Origin of the sequence: Microbacterium sp. (assembly GCF_017305435.1) — a bacterium.
Lineage (GTDB): Bacteria > Actinomycetota > Actinomycetes > Actinomycetales > Microbacteriaceae > Microbacterium.
Map to the genome: position 1 here is coordinate 375,645 of NZ_JAFKIP010000002.1, position 15,967 is coordinate 391,611.

Below are 15,967 nucleotides of genomic sequence, written 5' to 3' on the forward strand. Positions count from 1 at the left end.
ATGGCTGACTACCTGCCCAAGTTCAAGCCCGGCCAGGCCGTGACGTTCTCGGCATCCGCGGACGTTACCGGCGGTCGCCTCGTCGCGATCACCGGGAACCGCACCGTCGGCCCCGCCGGCGCGGACTCCGCCGCGGTCGTCGGCGTCGCCGGCTTCGACGCGCTCGCGGGGGAGCGGGTCACCGTGTTCACCCGCGCGGGCGGTGTGCAGCAGCTCGTCGCGTCGGGCGCGATCGCCGCCGGCGTGAAGGTCTCTGCGGCCGCCACCGGAAAGATCCAGACGGTCGGCTCGACCGTCAACCCCATCGGTCTCGCGCTCGAGGCCGCCGCCGCCGACAACGACGTCATCGACGTCCTGTTCATCTGAGAGAGGACCCCACGACATGGGATACACCTACCCGGTGAAGCACCCCACGGGGACGCTCACCACGGCGCAGCTGCACCTGTTGCTGCAGAACAACAAGGTCATCGCGAAGCGCGTCGCCGAGCTGTCCAAGATGAAGTTCATCGCGGACTGGCTTCTGCAGGGCCGCTTCGATGCGACCGGCGGCGGCATCTTCTACGAGACCGGCGAGCCTGTGTTCGCGGCGGACAACCCCGAAGCGATCAGCCCGCTCGGCGAGTACCCGCTCGTGGTGCTCGACGACGGCACGGTCGTCGCGGCGAAGACCGACAAGTGGGGCCTCGACACGATGATCTCCGATGAGAAGATCGCGCGTCAGGGTCGCTTCTACGTCGACCGCGGCATCCTGCGCGTCACGAACACGGTGATCCGCTTCATCGATCAGGTCGCGATGGCCGTCATCGCGTCGCGCGTGTCGTCGACGTTCACGTCGGGCACGTGGGACAGCGCGGGCGCCGCGGTCGAGGCGCTGCTCACCATCCAGGCGGAGCGCGCCAACCTCGGGATCGGTCTCGAGCTCGACACCATCGTTCTGCGTCCCGCGCAGTACGCGAAGGTCATCGGCATGCTGATCGACGACAAGGCGCTGCCGCGCGAGTCCGGCGAGACGGCGATCAAGGGCAACCTGCCCGTCGACGCCCTGGGGCTGACGTGGGCGACCACGCCGAACTTCCAGGGCGCGAACCCGCTGCTCCTCGACCGCGACAACCTCGGCGGCATGGCCGACGAGAAGCTCGGCGGCCCGAACTACGCGTCGGCCGGCGACTTCGGCGTCGAGGTGAAGTCGATCCGTGACGAGGACGCGGAGGGCTACAAGGTCCGCGCGCGCCGCGTCACGGTCCCGGTCGTGACCGAGCCCCTCGCGGGCGTTCAGCTGACGGGCACGGGCCTCTGATGGCCGCCGCACAGCAGACCGCCGAGCAGAAGGCGGCAGCTGAGAAGGCCGCGACCGAAGCGCAGGCGAAGGCCGACGCGGAGAAGGCTGCGGCGGAAGCCGCGGCAGCCGAGAAGGCGGCAGCTGAGAAGGCCGCGCAGGATGCCGCCGATGCGGAGGCCGCCCGGGTCGCTGAAGCTGAGAAGGCGGCATCCGCGCTGCAGGTGATCGGCCCGGTCGCGGTGCTGCCGCTGAAGGCCGGCGGCGAGCGGTACGTGTACCGCGGCACGCCGATCACCGACGACTTCACCGCGGAGGGCGTCGAGCACGCCAAGTCCGTCGGCCTCGTCGGCGCGCCGGGCGAGTAATCAGGAGAGGGGGCGATGGTCATGCTCACACCCGCAGACTTCCCATTCGCGGTCGGTGAGGACGTCGCACGACGCGTCCTCGCGGTGGCGCGGACCATCGCCCCCTGCCTCGACTCCCTCCCGGACGAGTCCGAGGAGAAGAAGACCGCGATCGCGATCCTCACCGCCGTCGGCGCGGAAGTCGTCGCGCGCGGATCACGGCAGGTTGCGTCGCAGCGCATCGGCCCCGCCGCGGTCGTGTACCGCGACGTCGGCTCGGCGTTCACCGACGACGACCGCAGCGCGCTCCGCGGCCTGTGCGCGGCTGTGACGCCCGCACCTGGAGAGCCCGTCGGCTCGTTCCCGAAGCCGTCACGCTCGCTCGAGCGCATGTGGCCGGAGGACTGCTGATGGACTTCCCGCACGGCGTGACCGTCTACCGGCTGCGCGCGAAGCCGATCCTGAACCAGTACTCGGGCAAGCAGGTCGATGAGGACTGGTCGGATCCCGACGTCCTCCCGATCCTGGGCGCGTTCGTCGCGCAGACGTCGACGTCGCTGCTCGCGACTGCGACGCGCGAGCAGGCTGCCGAGTCGAAGTCCCTGTTTTGCGATGGCGCGGTCGACGTTCGCAAGGGTGACCGGATCCGCGCGGGCGGCGATGGTGCGCCCGTGTACGACATCAATGGCATCCCGCCGGCGGCGGACGCGAACCCGTTCACCGGGTGGACCCCGCCGCGAGAGATCCCGCTGACCCGTTCGGTCGGCTGAGACCCGCTACGATCTGCCGCATGACGATCGACCGCCCGAGCGCGACACCTCCCGGCTGGTACCCGAATCAGCGAGGCGTGATGCAGTGGTGGGACGGGTACGCATGGGGACCCTTGGCCCCAACCGCTGCCCCGATCGTCATCCACACGCGCCCCATGAAAGACACCGGCATCGCGTACCTGCTTCTGATCCTGCTCGGAGGCTTCGCAGCGCACCGCTTCTACCTGGGATACACCGCCAGTGCGATCACCATGCTGCTGCTGTGGTGGATCGGCTGGGCGCTCTCCGTGGTCATGGTCGGGTTCCTCATGATCGGCGCGGTGGTCGTCTGGTGGATCGTCGACCTCTTCCTCATTCCGTCGATGACCCGAGAACGAAACATGCGACCGTAGCGGCGCCCTCGCGCGCCCGCGACGGATTGGAGGCGCGCGATGCCCGTTACGTTCAACAACCAGTTCTTCGACGACCTCTCGCGCTCTCAGGGCGTGATCGACCTCGTCGACGCCGCAACCGAGGCGATCGCGGAGACTGCCCGTGCGTCGGCGCCAGAAGCAACCGGCGACTACAAGGCAGGGATCGCGACCGCCGGGAAGTTCCAGCGGCGGTATGTCGGGCTCGTGATCGCAACCGACCCGAAGTCGATGATCATCGAGTCGAAGCGGGGCGTGCTCGCGCGTGCTCTCCGGGCCAACGCGACGGGACGTGGACGTGCCTGACCCGATCCTCATCCACGATGATCTCGAGCTCTACCTGACCGCGCGCTTTCGGTCCCTGCTCGCCTCAAGGCCGGAACCAGTCTGCAGTGAGGTCGAGGTGGACCGCGTCGAGCCGGATCGCCCGTACGAGGATTGGCCAGCGAAGCTGCTGGTCGTTCGCGACGACGGCACCACTGACGACGAGCTACATGTCGGTCAAGCGTCGATCGGACTCACGGTTCTCGCCGGCACGAAGCGGAGCCCGAAGGTAGCGAAGGATCTCGCGCTCATCGTACGAGCGCTTATTCCGCTCCTGCCGTCGCCCGACCCGTCGAACCCGATCGCGGCGGTGCTTTCTGTGAACGGCCCGTACATGGTCGACGAGGCGCCCGCTCGGGCGCGCGTCTACATGACCGCAACGCTCGCGGTTGTCGCGCGAGCCGTCTGACTTCACCCACAGGGCGAACCGCCCGACCTCCACAATCACGCCCCGCAAGGGGCGTTCGTCATGAAAGGACACCCCATGACTGTCGACAGTTCTGGGAACGACATCGCGGCGGTCGGTGTTCCGGTCTCCGGCCGGATCGCGTTCGCGCCGTTCGGAACCCCTCTCCTCACTCCCGCGCAGGGCAACCAGGGTGACATCGCGTCGCTCATGGGGGCGTTCACCCCCATGGGTCTGCTGAAGACGGACGGCGGCCCGCAATTCGCGTGGGCGGCTTCCGGCGACCCGATCGAGTTCTGGCAGGATGGCTACTCGATCCCCTCCGGTCTCGCCGACGTCACCCTCGCGATCACCGCCGCCGAAGCGCTGCGCGCCAAGGTGCGCGAGATCGTCTCCGGCATGGCCCCCGACGCCAACGGCATGACCGTGATCGACGGCGGAGGCCACAACACCCGATGGGTCGTCTATTCGGAGGAGATCTTCAAGAACGGCGCCGTGCGACGTCGTCAGGCCCCGATCGTCCAACTCGGCTCTTCCACCGAGGACCGCAACGAACGCGGCGGCGTGATGGGCAACGCGCTCTCGTTCAAGATCAACCGCGACCTCGGGATCGGCGGGCACTTCCGCGAGTGGGTGATCATGTCGCCCGCCTCCGGCGCGAAGTCGGCGTGGGATCTGTCGATCACTGGCGCACCGACCGGCGGCTCGTTCACGCTCATCGTGAACGGTGTAGCGACGGCGCCGCTCGCGTACAACGCGAACGCGGCGGCGATCACCTCCGCGATCAACGCGCTGTCTGGCGTGACCGGGATCAGCGGCGTCACCTCGTCGGGTTCCGGGCCGGTCGCGATCGCGTTCCCGACTGCCGTACACCTGGCCGTCGACGGCACGTCGCTCGTCGGCGGCGCGGCTTCCGTCGCGTAACGACCGCGGGGCGGCAGTGCTCGTGGGTGACGCTGCCGCCCCGCCTTCGCACCCACTTCACCCACACCCTTCACCCACGAAAGAGAGCTCGGCATGCCCACTTCCAAGATGCCCGCGAAGGGCCACTATGACGTCGTCGACGACGTGTTCCGCTACACGTCGAAAGCCGGCGCTCACTTCATCATCGATCTGGACTTCCCCGCCGAGGTGATGGACGCCGCCCTCGGAGGAGACAAGACCGAGAGCGAGCAGTTCGACGTCATCGCGGAGTGGCTCGGTGAGGATCTGCAGGCCACCTACGCGAAGCTCGGTGGCCTCGAGAAGGCTCGCTTCATGCGCACGTTCTTCACCGAGTTCTCGAAGGCGGCGATGCTTCCCCTGGGGGAATCCCTGAGCTCCTCGGCTTCGTAGAGGAGCACCGCTCCGCGCTCACATGGGACTTCAAGCGGTATCTCGGCGTCCGGCTGTCGCGGGTGGGCCGCGACTTCACGTACGGGGAAGCCCGGGCGTGGATCGGCGAGCTCGCGAAGGAGACCGGCTCCCACCTGTTCGCCGAGATGGCCGGGTTCGTGCGGGCGGGGTCTCACGCGGAAATCGCAACGATCCTGCACGCCGAATCGACCCTCAACTCGCGCCGCGATAGCAAGGCGTTCCCCGAGCCCGTGGAGCTTCCCCTTCCGTGGCGGCGTCACGACAACAACGAGGACCTCACCCCGGAGATGCGCGCCGATTACGAAGCGCGACTGAACGCCGTCTCCGCTTTCCCTGAATGAGCGGAGGACCGCATGTCTCGTGGTGGCCCTCAGGTCGGACAGGGGACGGTTGCCGTCGTCCCGACGTTCGTCGGATTCCGCGCCGCGGTCTCGAAGGAGACCGACGCGGCGGCGAAGTCCGGCGGCGACGGTTTCAAGCGGGCGTTCGCTCGCACGGGTCAGGATTCGGGGAAGCAGGTCGGCGCCGGCTTCAAGGCTGCGTTCGATCAGCAGTCGAGCGGGTTCTCCGACAAGGCGACGCGAGATCTCGAAGCGAACGTCACGAAAGCGACGCGCACGCTCTCGACGGCGCGCCTGAAAGAGCAGGACCTTGCGGGCAAGGTTCGCGTCGCGGAAGCGCAGCTCGCGGAGGCGCGCGCGAAGTACGCGTCGGACTCGTCCCAGGTCATTCGCGCGCAGGAACGGCTTGAGTCGTCCACCCGCCAGCTGAAGGCCGCTCAGGACGTCACGGAGCGGTCCACCGACGAGCTGCGGTCGGCTCAGAACCGTCTCGCGTCGGCGGCTGACAACGCCGGCGACCAGCTGCAGCAGGCCGGCAGTCACGGCACTGAGGGCTTCAAGCGCGGCTTCCTCGGCGGACTCTCAGGCCTGAAGGCGGCCGTCGTCGGCGTGATCGCGGCGGTCGGGCTCGGGCAGATCATCGAGTCCGCGGTCCGCAATGCCCGGGAACTGATCGTCGGCTCGATCGAGGTCGCGTCCGATCTTTCTGAGTCGATCAATGCCGTCCAGGTCTCCTACGGCGACGCGGCCCGCGCGGTGCTCGAGCTTGGCGCAGGGAGCGCGAAGGCCTTCGGGCTGAGCAAGCGTGAACTGAACTCCTACGCGACGCAGTTCTCGTCGTTCGTCCAGACCATCGCAGGTCCAGGCGGCGACATCGCCGCCACCTTCAGCGAGCTCGTCGGGCGGGGTTCCGACTTCGCGTCCGTCTTCAACATCGAGGTCGCGGACGCGCTCGCCACGTTCCAGTCTGGACTCGCGGGTGAATCGGAGCCGCTGCGGAAGTACGGCATCGACCTCTCCGCGGCGACCGTCGAGGCGTACGCCTATTCGCACGGCATCGCTGCGGCGGGGTCCGAACTCTCGGAGGCGCAGAAGGTCCAGGCGCGGTACGGTGCGCTGCTCGAGCAGACCGCCAAGGTGCAGGGCGACTTCGCGAACACGTCGGACCAACTCGCGAACAAGAACCGGATCAACGCGGCCACGTGGGATGACATCCGGGCGAAGATCGGCGAGGGTTTCTTGCCGGTTGCGCAGTCGCTCGCGACGATCATCGGCGACGACCTGTTGCCAGAGATCGCGAAGCTCGCCGAGGAGCAGGGACCCGCTCTCGCGGAAGCGTTCAAGGAAGCCCTCCCCGCCTTCGCTGAGATGGCTCGCGAGGTGCTCCCTCAGATGCCTGGGCTGTTCCAGGCGGTGGCGCAGGCACTTCCCGGCGTCATCCAGCTGGTTGAGGCTCTCGTGCCGATCCTGGTGCTGGTCTCGCAGAACATGTCGAGCCAGCCGGCGCTGTGGTCGGCGTTCTTCGGGCTGCTCTCCGGCGACGAGAGCATCGCCTCCGTGACGACGTCGCTTACGGGCCTCGTCGGACCCCTGGGAGACGTCTTCCGTGGCGCATACAGCATGGGCGAAGCGTTCGGCGGCGCGCTGAACACCGTCTCAACGTCGGCCGACGTGCTCGCAACAGTCGTGCGGTCGAAGATCGATGAGACGGTGGGCGTCGTGGCGTCCGTGCCATCGCGGATTCTCAGCGTGTTCGCGGGCGCCGGCGACTGGCTGGTCTCATCCGGGCGGGCTTTGATCGGCGGCTTCGTAGACGGGATTCGGGCGAGCATCGGAGCGGTAGGCGACGCCGTCAACGAGGTCCTCTCATGGGCGGCAGGGTTCTTCCCGCACTCGCCAGCGAAGCGAGGCATCTTCTCCGGGAGCGGGTGGACAGATCTGCCGAAGTCGGGAGCCGCGCTTCTCGAGCAGTGGTCATCTGGCTTCTCGAACGGTGAACGAGCGTTGTTCACATCGAGCTCGTTCACCACGATCTCGGCAACCACTGGAGTCCAGACGTCGAGTTCGGTCTCCGGCGGACAACCCGCGGTGGCGTTCTACGGGGACGTGCACACACAGGACGTAGACGAGCTCGTGGACCGCATCGAGAAGAAGAAGCGCGCGGCGAACTACCGAACGGGTGCGACACGGAAGGTGGGGTGACGTATGCCTATGGCGCTCGCCGCCCCGCCTGTTCCGCCCGAAGCGGTCAGTTCGTGGGTCGGCATCACATCTGTGTGGGTCGGGCCGGACGGCTCCCGGTGGGACCTGAACAACTGGCGGGAAGGACTGCACCTCCTTCGTGATGGCGTGAAGGGTCTCCATTTCCCAAAGATCAGCAAGTCGAAGTCGGTGTCGCGCGCGGTCCCGGGTTTCCGTCTACGCGGGCACCGGGCTGAGTCACGTGACGTGTTCTGGCCGCTCTACGTGTGGGGCGGGGGAGGCGAAGCGTGGAAGGACGTCTATGAGCGATTCTTCGCAACAATCACCCCGGACCGTCCGGGCACGTGGGAGATCACCGCGGGCGGAGTTACCCGGCGCATTCAGCTCACGGGCGTGTTCGACGAGGAATACACATTCACCGTCGATCCCTACCGGCGCGGATGGGCGATCATCCCAATCTCGCTCGAGGCGGAGAACCCATTCTGGCAAGGCGACGTGATCCGCACAGCGGTGTTCGGTGGTGAGGAGCCGGAGGACTTCATCCCCGCCGATCCCGAGGACCTCGACTATCACCCGGCCCCAACAGCAACGTTCTCGTCGGCCTCGCTGCGAAACCCCGGGGCCGTCGAGGCGTGGCCAACTTGGACGGTCCGCGCGCTCGATGCCGTCGAGCCAGGGTCGATCACGCTGGGATTGGGCGGGGTGACTGCGACGGTTCAGGTGCCGCTCGTCGCGGGCGACACCTTGATCATCGACACCGACCCCCGCAACGTCGCCGCCCTCCGGAACAACGACGACGTGACATCGCTGATGGGACTCGTCGAGTGGGCACCGATCCCTCCGGGCGTCGATATGCCGCTCTCGATCATCGGGCCGGCGGATGCCGCGACGGTTCAGGCATCCCTGATCCCACTTCACTACGTGGCGCTGTAGCCCAGACCATCCGGAGGTGTGCCCATGGACGACGCTGTCTCCTTCGTGATCTACGACAAGGTTGACGCGTTCCGACGGCTCGTCGTCGCGAAGTCCTCGTCGACGACGCTGCTACGCAACGAGGTGAGCTTCACGGAGTTCCTTCTAGACGCGGATCATCCGGCCCTACCCGAGGCGACCGCTCCCGGTGCTCGGTGCGGATTCCGGTTCCGCGGGCGCGAGTGGTTTCGGGGCCGTGTCGCCGCCACACCAGGGCATGGGCCGGTGGGCGAGACGACGATCCGGGTCGAGGGCGACGTCCGCAAGCTTTGGGACTGGCATGGACGTCCGGTCCCCAGCGCGGCCGTCACCGCGCAGGACGAAGAGTACGCGCGGTACTCAGGGCCGACGGAGACGATCGCGAAAGCTGCGATGACGGCGAACTTCGCCCGCCTCGGCGTCGCATGGTCGGTCGCGCCGGACCTTGGCCGCGGCGCGTCTGCCCGGATGGAGTTCCGCTTCCATCCACTCGCCGACAAGATCGTCCCGCTGCTCGACGCCGCGGACCTGATCCTCGAGCTCGCGTATGTCGATGATGCAGTGATCGTAGATGTCCGCGAGGCCGTGCTCGTCGCCGGGGTCCTCTCCGATCTCACCGGAAAGCTCGAGGCATACTCGTGGACCCGTGACGCCCCCACGGCCACGAGGGTGATCGTCGGCGGTAGGGGCGAAGGCGTAGACCGCGAGTTCTTCGAGAAGGTCAACGGCGATCTCGAATCTGAGTGGGGCGACATCATCGAGTCGTTCGTCGACGCACGTAACACGGAGGAAGGGTCGAGCCTCGAGCCCGACGCCGATGAGGCGCTCGCCGCGGGCGGGCCGACCGCAGGCGTCTCTATGGACCTGATCGAGACGGACGCTTTCCGATTCGCCCAGCACTTCCTCGTCGGCGACCGAGTGCGGGTCAAGGTTGGCCCGCTGGATCAGCTCGAGGCGATCACCCAGGTGCGAATCGACGACAACCCAGATGGAGTCGTCGTTACTCCGAAGCTCGGCACCGCCGACGACGACCCGGACGTGCAGCTCGGGCGACAGGTTGCGCTCCTCGCGAGAGGCGCGCGAGACGAGAAGAGGCGCTGATGGCGATCACATCTGTCGGATTCGAGCGGGCGGTCACATACGCCGAGCTCGGTGTGCTGCTGCAGCACGCCGGCGCCCAGTACTCCGTGTTCGGGCCTGACGCGTTCGCGGTGAGCGCGGGCACCGGCGATCGTGTCCTGGACGTGCAGGCGGGCCGCGCAGCGGGGCAGGGAATCCTCGACACCTCGGATGCCGTGGAGCACCTGACCGCCGCGCCCGTCGCATCGGGGAACCGGTGGGATCTCGTGGTGCTGCGACGCGACTGGGGCGCGAAAGCCACCACCCCCGTCCTCATCCAGGGGACCGCAGCACAGGAGATCCCCGCCGGACGCGCCGCGGAACCGGGAGTGCAGGACGATCACCCGATCGCGCTGGTCCGGTTCTCTGCCGGGAACACCGCCGCGCAGGACATCATCGACCTTCGCGTGTGGCACGGCGACGGCGGATGCTTCGCGAAGAACCGGATGGTCCGCGACTTCCTCACCCGCATCGGCACCCGCGTCTACATCACCGACCGGACATACTTCTTGCGGATCGGGGCGACGGGCCTGCCGGAGTGGGTGACGGACTCGTTCATCTTCTCGCCTGTCCAGCCGGCGCCTGCGGACGTGCCGTGGTCGCAGGTTCCCTGAAGGTCGGAGGGCGCTGAATGGCGAGCAACACAGCCTCCCTGGTCCGTTCGAACGGTGCGACGAGCCCGGTACAAATCCGCGTCAACCTCGTCTTCTCCGGGACCGTCGACAACGCCAACAAGCGGTCGCTGTTCAACTGGTCCGCGGAGTGCATCAACACCTCGGGCAGCGTCTACGGTGACGGCAACAACTGGTCGACCTCTCGCGGTGGCGGCGGCGCGTTCTACATCAACCCCGGGTCGACCATGTACCTCGGCGGCGGGTCGTTCTGGGTGCAGCACGATGGCAACGGGTACGCGCCCAGCCAGAGCATCACCCTGTCGGTCAGCAGCGACAACTTCTACGTCGGCTCCGGCTCGGTGACCGTGTGGGAGGCGGCGCCAAGTCTCGCGACCGTGCCCGCGACCCCTGCCGCACCGACGGTGTCGGAGACCACCGCGACGGGCATGAAGCTGTCCTGGTCGATCCCATCGAACGGCGGCGCTGGGATCGACCAGATGCTCCTCCGCCGATTCTCCAACCCCGATGGCACTGGCCCGTACGTCGACTACCCGAATGCCGGCAACGCGACTTCGCGGACCGTCACCGACCTCACCCCGGCCACTCAGTACTGGTGGGCGGTGTACGCGCACAACGCTGTTGGCTATTCGCAGCGGTCCCCGCTGCTCGCGACCCGCACGGCGGCGCGCGTGTGGGTCCCGGAGAACGGCGGGTATGTGCCCGCGGCGCAGGTTATGGTCCCGAAGAACGGCGGATACGTGCCTGCCGCAGCGGTGAAGGTGCCGAAGAACGGCATCTACGTCGACCCGGCCTGACGCGGGATCAGGCGGGCAGGTAGGTCACCACACCGGACGTCGAGGCGACGACGCTGCCATCGACGGAGATCTCCGCATTGATGGGGAACGTGAGGGGTGCGTCGAGCCACCCGCCGGGGTGCCACGCCGCACGATACTGCAGCGAGTAGAGCGAAATCTCTTTCGTCGGGGAAACGGTGAACCCCAAATAGGTGTCAGGGAAGACGTACTCTTCTGCGCCCTGCGAAGGGCTGTCCCATCCGCCCTTCGTTCCACGCGGCTCGCCGAGACTGACACCAACACCTGCGCGTCCGCCGTCGCCACTACCGGGGCCGACGTCGTCGTTCGGGCGCCCGACGTGGATCTTCACCTCCGCACCCGCCAACGCGGCCGGATCGCTGGTCTCCAGCTTGAGATACGCCGGCCCTGTGATGGGCGCCGGGAGGCGGTAGACGTTGGGCTGCATGACGTCCGCGAGGTGGTCGACGGTGACGTGCCCTCCGAAGGCGATGGTGGTCATGTTCTCGTGCTCCCTTGCTGCGAGTGGTGTGCTCCTACTCTGCCCGCCGCGTGGCTCCCTCCACCACCGCAAATCGTTCCGCCCTCACCGCTCGGTGGGGGCTTTCTCGTTCCACGCCTGAGGAGGCGCATCGTCATGACGAAGATGATCAACCCGGCCCCGAATGGCTGGTTCGTGCGCGGGTGGATCCCTGGCGATCACCGTGGCACCGACTTCGGCTGGTACAACGCCGACGTCGACGGCAGCCGCCGTGTCGTTGCGGCTGCGGCGGGCACGGTGATCTCCGAGTCCGTCGGCGGCGGGTACAACGACGGCTGGGGAAACCAGTACGTCATCGACCACGGTCACGGGATCTTCACGACCTACAACCACCTCGCGACAGGGACGATGCAGGTCGACGTCGGGCAGCGCGTCGAGGCCGGGACCCACCTCGGCCAGATGGGCGCCACCGGCAAGACGAACGGCGAGACGCACCTTCACTTCGAGGTCCGCGTTGGCGGACCCGGGGCGGACAACCGGGTGGACCCCGGTCCCTGGCTCGACGGGAGCAAGGAGATTCCCGGTGAGGAGCAGCTTGCCGACTACCAGCGCAAGGTCACGGGTGACGGCGTGTACGAGCGCACCGGCCCCGGCACGCAGTACGCGCGCACCGGCGATGACCGCGAGTTCCCTGCCGGCGACGTGCTCGACTTCAAGGCCTGGACGCACGGCGAAGCGATCACCCTCAACGGCGTCACGACCGACGTCTGGTATCAGGGCCGCTACGCCGAGAAGTGGTTCTCCGCGGCGTGCTTCACGTCGCAGTCGACCGCAGGCCTTGCCGCAGTGGTCTTCACACCCCCCACGGTCCCGCCGACGAACCCCACGCCCACGGGCCCGTCGGATGCGGAGGTCGAGGCGACACACACGCCGCTGCTGGTGACCCCGGCGGCCGCGGACTGGCCGTCGTGGATTCGGTACGAGCAGCGTATCGACCCGGACGTCACCCCACGCACGAACACGGACGCTGCCGCGTACTACGGGGCCGAGTACGCGCCCGTCGAGTCGCACACGCACTGGTGGGGTGAGCCGGGCAACGCGGGCACCCACGACTCCAACGTGCGCCATTTCATCGAGTCGGCGGACCTGTCGGTGAACTTCGTCGTGTCCGCGGGGCGGGTGACGCTGATGGTCCCGCTGAACAAGCTCGCCTTCACCACCGGCCGACGCAACCCCTACGGGTGGAAGACGGAAAACGACCCGGCACTGACGGATGCCGGCTACCTGACGCTCGGGTTCGTCCACTACCTCGTGGAGAAGCTGAACCCGCACCTGCAGGGCGAGGCGATCCGGCTCCACAAGGACTTCCAGAACACGTCGTGCTCGGGCATCGACGTCACCCGGGTCCGGTCGATCGCGGACCAGTTCCGCACGGGCGCACTCGACCCCGCGACCGGCAAGGCTCCGGTCGCCCCGGCCGAGCCGGAGCCGCCCACGAACCCCGATGACGAGCCGGTCACGGTCGGCTGGCTGAAGCAACTCTTCGAGGCGATCGTGACGGCCGTGCGCGCGTTCTTCGGGGGTCAGAAGTGAACCGGTACGTGCAGGGGCCGCGGCACGCCGCCCGCGGCCCCTACCGGGGGCTGCTGCTCCCGATGACGGTCCTCGTCGCGCTGCTCGCGGTGGTCGTCGTCGGCGTCGTGTGGATGGTGGTCGCGTGAGTGAGCTTCGACCGGAGCACTGGACCGCGATCATCGTCGCCGCGCTCTCACTGGTCGGCGTGCTCGGCGGCGGCATGCTCGCCGCCCTCGCGGGCTGGCTCAAGGCGCGCGCCGATCGGCAGCTCGCCGAAGCGAACCTCGAGGCGCAGCAGGCGGTCACGAAGCAGCAGATCGACCAGCAGATCGATCAGCGGCTCGCCGCCGAGGTCGAACGCCTGAACGGCGAGCTCGACGACCTCCGCGGGGAGATGGCCGGTCTCACGGCGAAGTTCTCGCAGTGGAAGGCCGCCGTCGCGCGCGTCTTCCACGCGATCGCCGCGCAGTGGACGGGCGACGGCGGGCCCGACATCGACCCCGACGACATCGCGATCCTCGAGGACACCATCCCGCTGCGCTGGCTCCGCCGACGCCGCACCACCGCCCCGATCTCAACCATCCCCCCGAAGGAGACATCATGAAGACCCTGCTGCTCAGCCGCACCTGGTGGCGTGACGCCGCCGCCCGCGCCCTGTACACCGCGATCGCGATCGCCGTCCCGTACCTCGGAGCCGCGCTGCTGACCGACGTCCCGTGGCTGACCCTCGCGCTCGCCTCGGCGCTCGGGTTCGTCGCGTCGCTCGCGACGTCCCTCGCGGGCCTTCCGGAAGCATCCGGTGTCGACCTGCCGTGGTGGCTCGCCGCGCTCGAACGCGTCGTGAAGACGTTCTGCCAGGCGCTCGCTGCCGGGTTCGTCGGCGCGACGCTGATCACCGACGTCCCGTGGCCGGTCGTGCTGCAGGCTGCAGCCATCTCCGCCCTGACGTCGCTGCTGCGTCTGATCCTCGCAACGCTCCCCGCCGACCCGACCCGTGTCATCGACGCCGGTAGGGCGACCGGTCAGCCTGTCGTCATCACCATCGTCCCGCCCGCCGAGATCTCCGCGGACGACACCACGCACGGGAAGGGCTGAGATGCCGGTCCAGGACAAGTTCGAAGGCCCCATCGCCTACAACCCTGCTGGCGGCACTGACGGTGCTGGGGCGCTCGTGCCATCGGCGGAGTTCCAGGTGTTCGACGTCGCCGACTCCTCGTTCTCCACCCCGCTGGCGGTGTTCGACCCGGCCACCGGTGTGACGATCAACCCTCTCCGCTCGTCCGCGGTCGGTGTGCTGCCCGACTTTCAGGTCGCCGGCGCCCGCCGTGAGGTCCTCGTCCGGTCGGGGAGCTTCGTCACCCGCCTGACCTCCAAGTACGGTGTCGTGTTCGAAGCGGGCCTCGACCCGGAGACCGTGCAGGCCGCGATCGCCGCCGGCACCGCAGCGGAGACCGCACGCGCCGCCGCGGTCCTGGCGAAGACGGATGCCGAGGCGGCGGCCGCCGAGGTCGCGGATGTTGTCGCGACGAACGACGGCATCATGAAGGCCGTCGCCGAGAACCCGGAGTCCGCGTTCTCGATTGAACTATCCCGCACGATGGGGGCGGAGGCCGCTGATCCGGACTCGCCGCTCGGAACTGAATTGCGCGCCACCTTTGCCCCGCCAGTCGGGATGTTGGTGCAGATGCTCGGGATCATCCGAGCGCGTAAGCGTGGCTACCGGCTCATGGTGATCGGGGATTCGACATCCTGGTACAGCACCCCGTCGTCGTGGCTTCGACGGCTCCCGACCGCGCTGGCGGCGCTGTTCCCATGGCTGACGATCGAACTCCGAATCTGGGATGACGCAACCGCGCCCGGCTCGTACACGTCCGTGCAGACCATCAACGGCACTACGTCGCAGAAACTCATGATCTATGGGTACGTCCGCTCGTCCATGACGTTCGACTATTTCGCGGATGATGCGCGCCGCTCAGTCGCGTTTCCGGTCGCCATGGACGGCGTGTGGGTCGCGCTCGGTCACAACGAGAACAACCCCGGCATGGCATCCGAGTCGGGGTTTGGTATCACTGCTCTCCGAGCGTTCTCGAAAGCCGCACTCCACCTGGAGTTGTACCGGGCGTATGCCGGGAACGCGCCGATGCTCGTGATGTCACAGAACGCGATCACCACCAATGCAGGAGCGCCAGAGCAGTGGGCGGCGATCTATCAGCGGATCTGTGCCGACCGGGGCTACGGATTCCTTGACGTCGCCGCTGCGTTCAATGCGGACCCTCGCGGGGTGGCTGCGCTGCTGCTGGGCGATGGACTCCACCCGAACGCGGACGGGCATCAGCTATGGCTGGCCGTAGTAGTTGGTGCCCTCGCGGCATCCAGCTCGGCGGCTTCGCAGATCATCGCATCCGCCACGCCCACGATCACACTGCCCGGATTGTCCGGCATTGCCTGGGTTCCACCGTCCTCCACGACACCGGCTGGTAGCGGTCTGAACAACCTGTTGCAAAGCAGAGACAACACGACCAAGCTGCCCGCTGGATGGGTCGGGACGAATGTCACCGTCACGGAGACGACCGACATCATCGGCGAGACGGGGCACAGGTGCCTGAAGCTCGTGAAAACTGACCCCGCTCAACCGGCGCGGATCGAGCAATACCTGAACTACGCCGCACTGCGCGGCAAGACGATCACCGCAGGATTCCGCATCCACGTGCCGTCAGGGCAGGGGAACACGGTCGGCGTCGCGGAGCTTCAAGGCGACGATGGCACGGGCACGTCGATCAGTTACACGTCGCCCGCGTGGGGTCAGTTCGATCAGTGGTTCTGGCGCACCGCAATGCTCCGCCTCCCGAACGGCACCAACATGATCCGCCGCCGTATCTGGCTCGACCAGGCCGGGACCGACACCGACGCTACTCTGTACCTTGACCGAGCCTCACTCGCCATCGGCGGATACCCCTATGAGGCCGCGTGATGTGCGGACCGG

Annotated in this window: 22 protein-coding genes; 21 read left to right on the forward strand and 1 reads right to left on the reverse strand. The window is 67.7% G+C overall.

Annotated elements, in window-relative coordinates; genetic code table 11:
- The 16 genes from J0I43_RS01930 (at position 1) to J0I43_RS02005 (ending at position 10,931) form a co-directional block, all read left to right on the forward strand.
- Complete coding sequence (locus J0I43_RS01930) at positions 1-366, forward strand: DUF2190 family protein (RefSeq protein WP_292858134.1); 366 nt, start codon at positions 1-3, stop codon at positions 364-366.
- A gap of 16 nt (positions 367-382) precedes the next feature.
- Positions 383-1,297, forward strand: a complete 915-nt coding sequence (locus tag J0I43_RS01935; protein ID WP_292858137.1) for a hypothetical protein — start codon at positions 383-385, stop codon at positions 1,295-1,297.
- Positions 1,297-1,644 carry a hypothetical protein gene (locus J0I43_RS01940; RefSeq protein WP_292858140.1) on the forward strand — a complete coding sequence of 116 codons (348 nt, stop codon included), beginning with the start codon at positions 1,297-1,299 and terminating at the stop codon, positions 1,642-1,644. The genes J0I43_RS01935 and J0I43_RS01940 overlap by 1 nt, the downstream gene beginning before the upstream one ends.
- A 21-nt stretch (positions 1,645-1,665) precedes the next feature.
- On the forward strand, positions 1,666-2,034 hold the full coding sequence (locus J0I43_RS01945; RefSeq protein ID WP_292858143.1) for a hypothetical protein: 369 nt from the start codon (positions 1,666-1,668) through the stop codon (positions 2,032-2,034).
- Positions 2,034-2,393 (forward strand): hypothetical protein, encoded by a 360-nt coding sequence (locus J0I43_RS01950; RefSeq protein ID WP_292858146.1) that lies wholly within the window; start codon positions 2,034-2,036, stop codon positions 2,391-2,393. The genes J0I43_RS01945 and J0I43_RS01950 overlap by 1 nt, the downstream gene beginning before the upstream one ends.
- A 20-nt stretch (positions 2,394-2,413) precedes the next feature.
- A complete protein-coding gene (locus J0I43_RS01955) occupies positions 2,414-2,785 on the forward strand; it encodes a TM2 domain-containing protein (protein ID WP_292858149.1) in 372 nt (123 codons plus the stop codon).
- A gap of 39 nt (positions 2,786-2,824) precedes the next feature.
- Positions 2,825-3,109 carry a hypothetical protein gene (locus tag J0I43_RS01960; protein WP_292858152.1) on the forward strand — a complete coding sequence of 95 codons (285 nt, stop codon included), beginning with the start codon at positions 2,825-2,827 and terminating at the stop codon, positions 3,107-3,109.
- A complete protein-coding gene (locus J0I43_RS01965) occupies positions 3,102-3,536 on the forward strand; it encodes a hypothetical protein (RefSeq protein WP_292858155.1) in 435 nt (144 codons plus the stop codon). The genes J0I43_RS01960 and J0I43_RS01965 overlap by 8 nt, the downstream gene beginning before the upstream one ends.
- A 75-nt stretch (positions 3,537-3,611) precedes the next feature.
- Positions 3,612-4,457, forward strand: coding sequence for a hypothetical protein (locus tag J0I43_RS01970; RefSeq protein WP_292858158.1), 846 nt, complete (start codon positions 3,612-3,614; stop codon positions 4,455-4,457).
- A gap of 93 nt (positions 4,458-4,550) precedes the next feature.
- Positions 4,551-4,868, forward strand: coding sequence for a hypothetical protein (locus J0I43_RS01975; RefSeq protein ID WP_292858161.1), 318 nt, complete (start codon positions 4,551-4,553; stop codon positions 4,866-4,868).
- Between the two features lie 62 nt (positions 4,869-4,930).
- On the forward strand, positions 4,931-5,230 hold the full coding sequence (locus J0I43_RS01980) for a hypothetical protein (protein WP_292858164.1): 300 nt from the start codon (positions 4,931-4,933) through the stop codon (positions 5,228-5,230).
- Between the two features lie 12 nt (positions 5,231-5,242).
- Positions 5,243-7,432, forward strand: a complete 2,190-nt coding sequence (locus J0I43_RS01985; protein ID WP_292858167.1) for a hypothetical protein — start codon at positions 5,243-5,245, stop codon at positions 7,430-7,432.
- A 246-nt stretch (positions 7,433-7,678) separates the two neighbouring features.
- Positions 7,679-8,365, forward strand: coding sequence for a hypothetical protein (locus tag J0I43_RS01990; protein ID WP_292858170.1), 687 nt, complete (start codon positions 7,679-7,681; stop codon positions 8,363-8,365).
- Between the two features lie 24 nt (positions 8,366-8,389).
- The gene (locus J0I43_RS01995; protein ID WP_292858173.1) at positions 8,390-9,484 is read left to right on the forward strand and encodes a hypothetical protein; all 1,095 of its coding nucleotides are present in this window, start codon (positions 8,390-8,392) and stop codon (positions 9,482-9,484) included.
- Positions 9,484-10,116: a hypothetical protein gene (locus J0I43_RS02000; protein WP_292858176.1), complete on the forward strand. Its 633-nt coding sequence runs from the start codon at positions 9,484-9,486 to the stop codon at positions 10,114-10,116. Before J0I43_RS01995 ends, J0I43_RS02000 begins: the two co-directional genes overlap by 1 nt.
- 17 nt (positions 10,117-10,133) lie before the next feature.
- Entirely contained in the window at positions 10,134-10,931 is a 798-nt protein-coding gene (locus J0I43_RS02005) for a fibronectin type III domain-containing protein (protein ID WP_292858179.1), read from the forward strand.
- Between the two features lie 7 nt (positions 10,932-10,938).
- Here J0I43_RS02005 and J0I43_RS02010 read toward each other — a convergent pair whose 3' ends face one another.
- Positions 10,939-11,430 carry a hypothetical protein gene (locus J0I43_RS02010; protein WP_292858183.1) on the reverse strand — a complete coding sequence of 164 codons (492 nt, stop codon included), beginning with the start codon at positions 11,428-11,430 and terminating at the stop codon, positions 10,939-10,941.
- 135 nt (positions 11,431-11,565) lie between these two features.
- Between J0I43_RS02010 and J0I43_RS02015 the strand changes: the two genes are divergently transcribed.
- The 5 genes from J0I43_RS02015 to J0I43_RS02035 all read left to right on the forward strand — a co-directional run bounded on the left by J0I43_RS02015 (position 11,566) and on the right by J0I43_RS02035 (position 15,955).
- Positions 11,566-13,002 carry a M23 family metallopeptidase gene (locus J0I43_RS02015; protein ID WP_292858186.1) on the forward strand — a complete coding sequence of 479 codons (1,437 nt, stop codon included), beginning with the start codon at positions 11,566-11,568 and terminating at the stop codon, positions 13,000-13,002.
- Entirely contained in the window at positions 12,999-13,130 is a 132-nt protein-coding gene (locus J0I43_RS02020) for a hypothetical protein (protein WP_292858189.1), read from the forward strand. Before J0I43_RS02015 ends, J0I43_RS02020 begins: the two co-directional genes overlap by 4 nt.
- A complete protein-coding gene (locus J0I43_RS02025; protein ID WP_292858192.1) occupies positions 13,127-13,588 on the forward strand; it encodes a hypothetical protein in 462 nt (153 codons plus the stop codon). Before J0I43_RS02020 ends, J0I43_RS02025 begins: the two co-directional genes overlap by 4 nt.
- On the forward strand, positions 13,585-14,079 hold the full coding sequence (locus tag J0I43_RS02030; protein ID WP_292858195.1) for a holin: 495 nt from the start codon (positions 13,585-13,587) through the stop codon (positions 14,077-14,079). The genes J0I43_RS02025 and J0I43_RS02030 overlap by 4 nt, the downstream gene beginning before the upstream one ends.
- Before the next feature lie 289 nt (positions 14,080-14,368).
- Positions 14,369-15,955, forward strand: coding sequence for an SGNH/GDSL hydrolase family protein (locus J0I43_RS02035; protein ID WP_292858198.1), 1,587 nt, complete (start codon positions 14,369-14,371; stop codon positions 15,953-15,955).
- The last annotated feature ends 12 nt before the right edge of the window (positions 15,956-15,967 follow it).

What these genes read in the sequence shown, in the direction of transcription:
- J0I43_RS01930 (WP_292858134.1), top strand. Translation starts at nt 1, where the DNA reads ATGGCTGACTACCTGCCCAAGTTCAAGCCCGGCCAGGCCGTGACGTTC.
- J0I43_RS01975 (WP_292858161.1), top strand. Translation starts at nt 4,551, where the DNA reads ATGCCCACTTCCAAGATGCCCGCGAAGGGCCACTATGACGTCGTCGAC.
- J0I43_RS01985 (WP_292858167.1), top strand. Translation starts at nt 5,243, where the DNA reads ATGTCTCGTGGTGGCCCTCAGGTCGGACAGGGGACGGTTGCCGTCGTC.
- J0I43_RS01955 (WP_292858149.1), top strand. Translation starts at nt 2,414, where the DNA reads ATGACGATCGACCGCCCGAGCGCGACACCTCCCGGCTGGTACCCGAAT.
- J0I43_RS02010 (WP_292858183.1), bottom strand. Translation starts at nt 11,430, where the DNA reads ATGACCACCATCGCCTTCGGAGGGCACGTCACCGTCGACCACCTCGCG.
- J0I43_RS01960 (WP_292858152.1), top strand. Translation starts at nt 2,825, where the DNA reads ATGCCCGTTACGTTCAACAACCAGTTCTTCGACGACCTCTCGCGCTCT.
- J0I43_RS01945 (WP_292858143.1), top strand. Translation starts at nt 1,666, where the DNA reads ATGCTCACACCCGCAGACTTCCCATTCGCGGTCGGTGAGGACGTCGCA.
- J0I43_RS02030 (WP_292858195.1), top strand. Translation starts at nt 13,585, where the DNA reads ATGAAGACCCTGCTGCTCAGCCGCACCTGGTGGCGTGACGCCGCCGCC.
- J0I43_RS01950 (WP_292858146.1), top strand. Translation starts at nt 2,034, where the DNA reads ATGGACTTCCCGCACGGCGTGACCGTCTACCGGCTGCGCGCGAAGCCG.
- J0I43_RS02005 (WP_292858179.1), top strand. Translation starts at nt 10,134, where the DNA reads ATGGCGAGCAACACAGCCTCCCTGGTCCGTTCGAACGGTGCGACGAGC.
- J0I43_RS01940 (WP_292858140.1), top strand. Translation starts at nt 1,297, where the DNA reads ATGGCCGCCGCACAGCAGACCGCCGAGCAGAAGGCGGCAGCTGAGAAG.
- J0I43_RS01995 (WP_292858173.1), top strand. Translation starts at nt 8,390, where the DNA reads ATGGACGACGCTGTCTCCTTCGTGATCTACGACAAGGTTGACGCGTTC.
- J0I43_RS01970 (WP_292858158.1), top strand. Translation starts at nt 3,612, where the DNA reads ATGACTGTCGACAGTTCTGGGAACGACATCGCGGCGGTCGGTGTTCCG.
- J0I43_RS02000 (WP_292858176.1), top strand. Translation starts at nt 9,484, where the DNA reads ATGGCGATCACATCTGTCGGATTCGAGCGGGCGGTCACATACGCCGAG.
- J0I43_RS02015 (WP_292858186.1), top strand. Translation starts at nt 11,566, where the DNA reads ATGACGAAGATGATCAACCCGGCCCCGAATGGCTGGTTCGTGCGCGGG.
- J0I43_RS01935 (WP_292858137.1), top strand. Translation starts at nt 383, where the DNA reads ATGGGATACACCTACCCGGTGAAGCACCCCACGGGGACGCTCACCACG.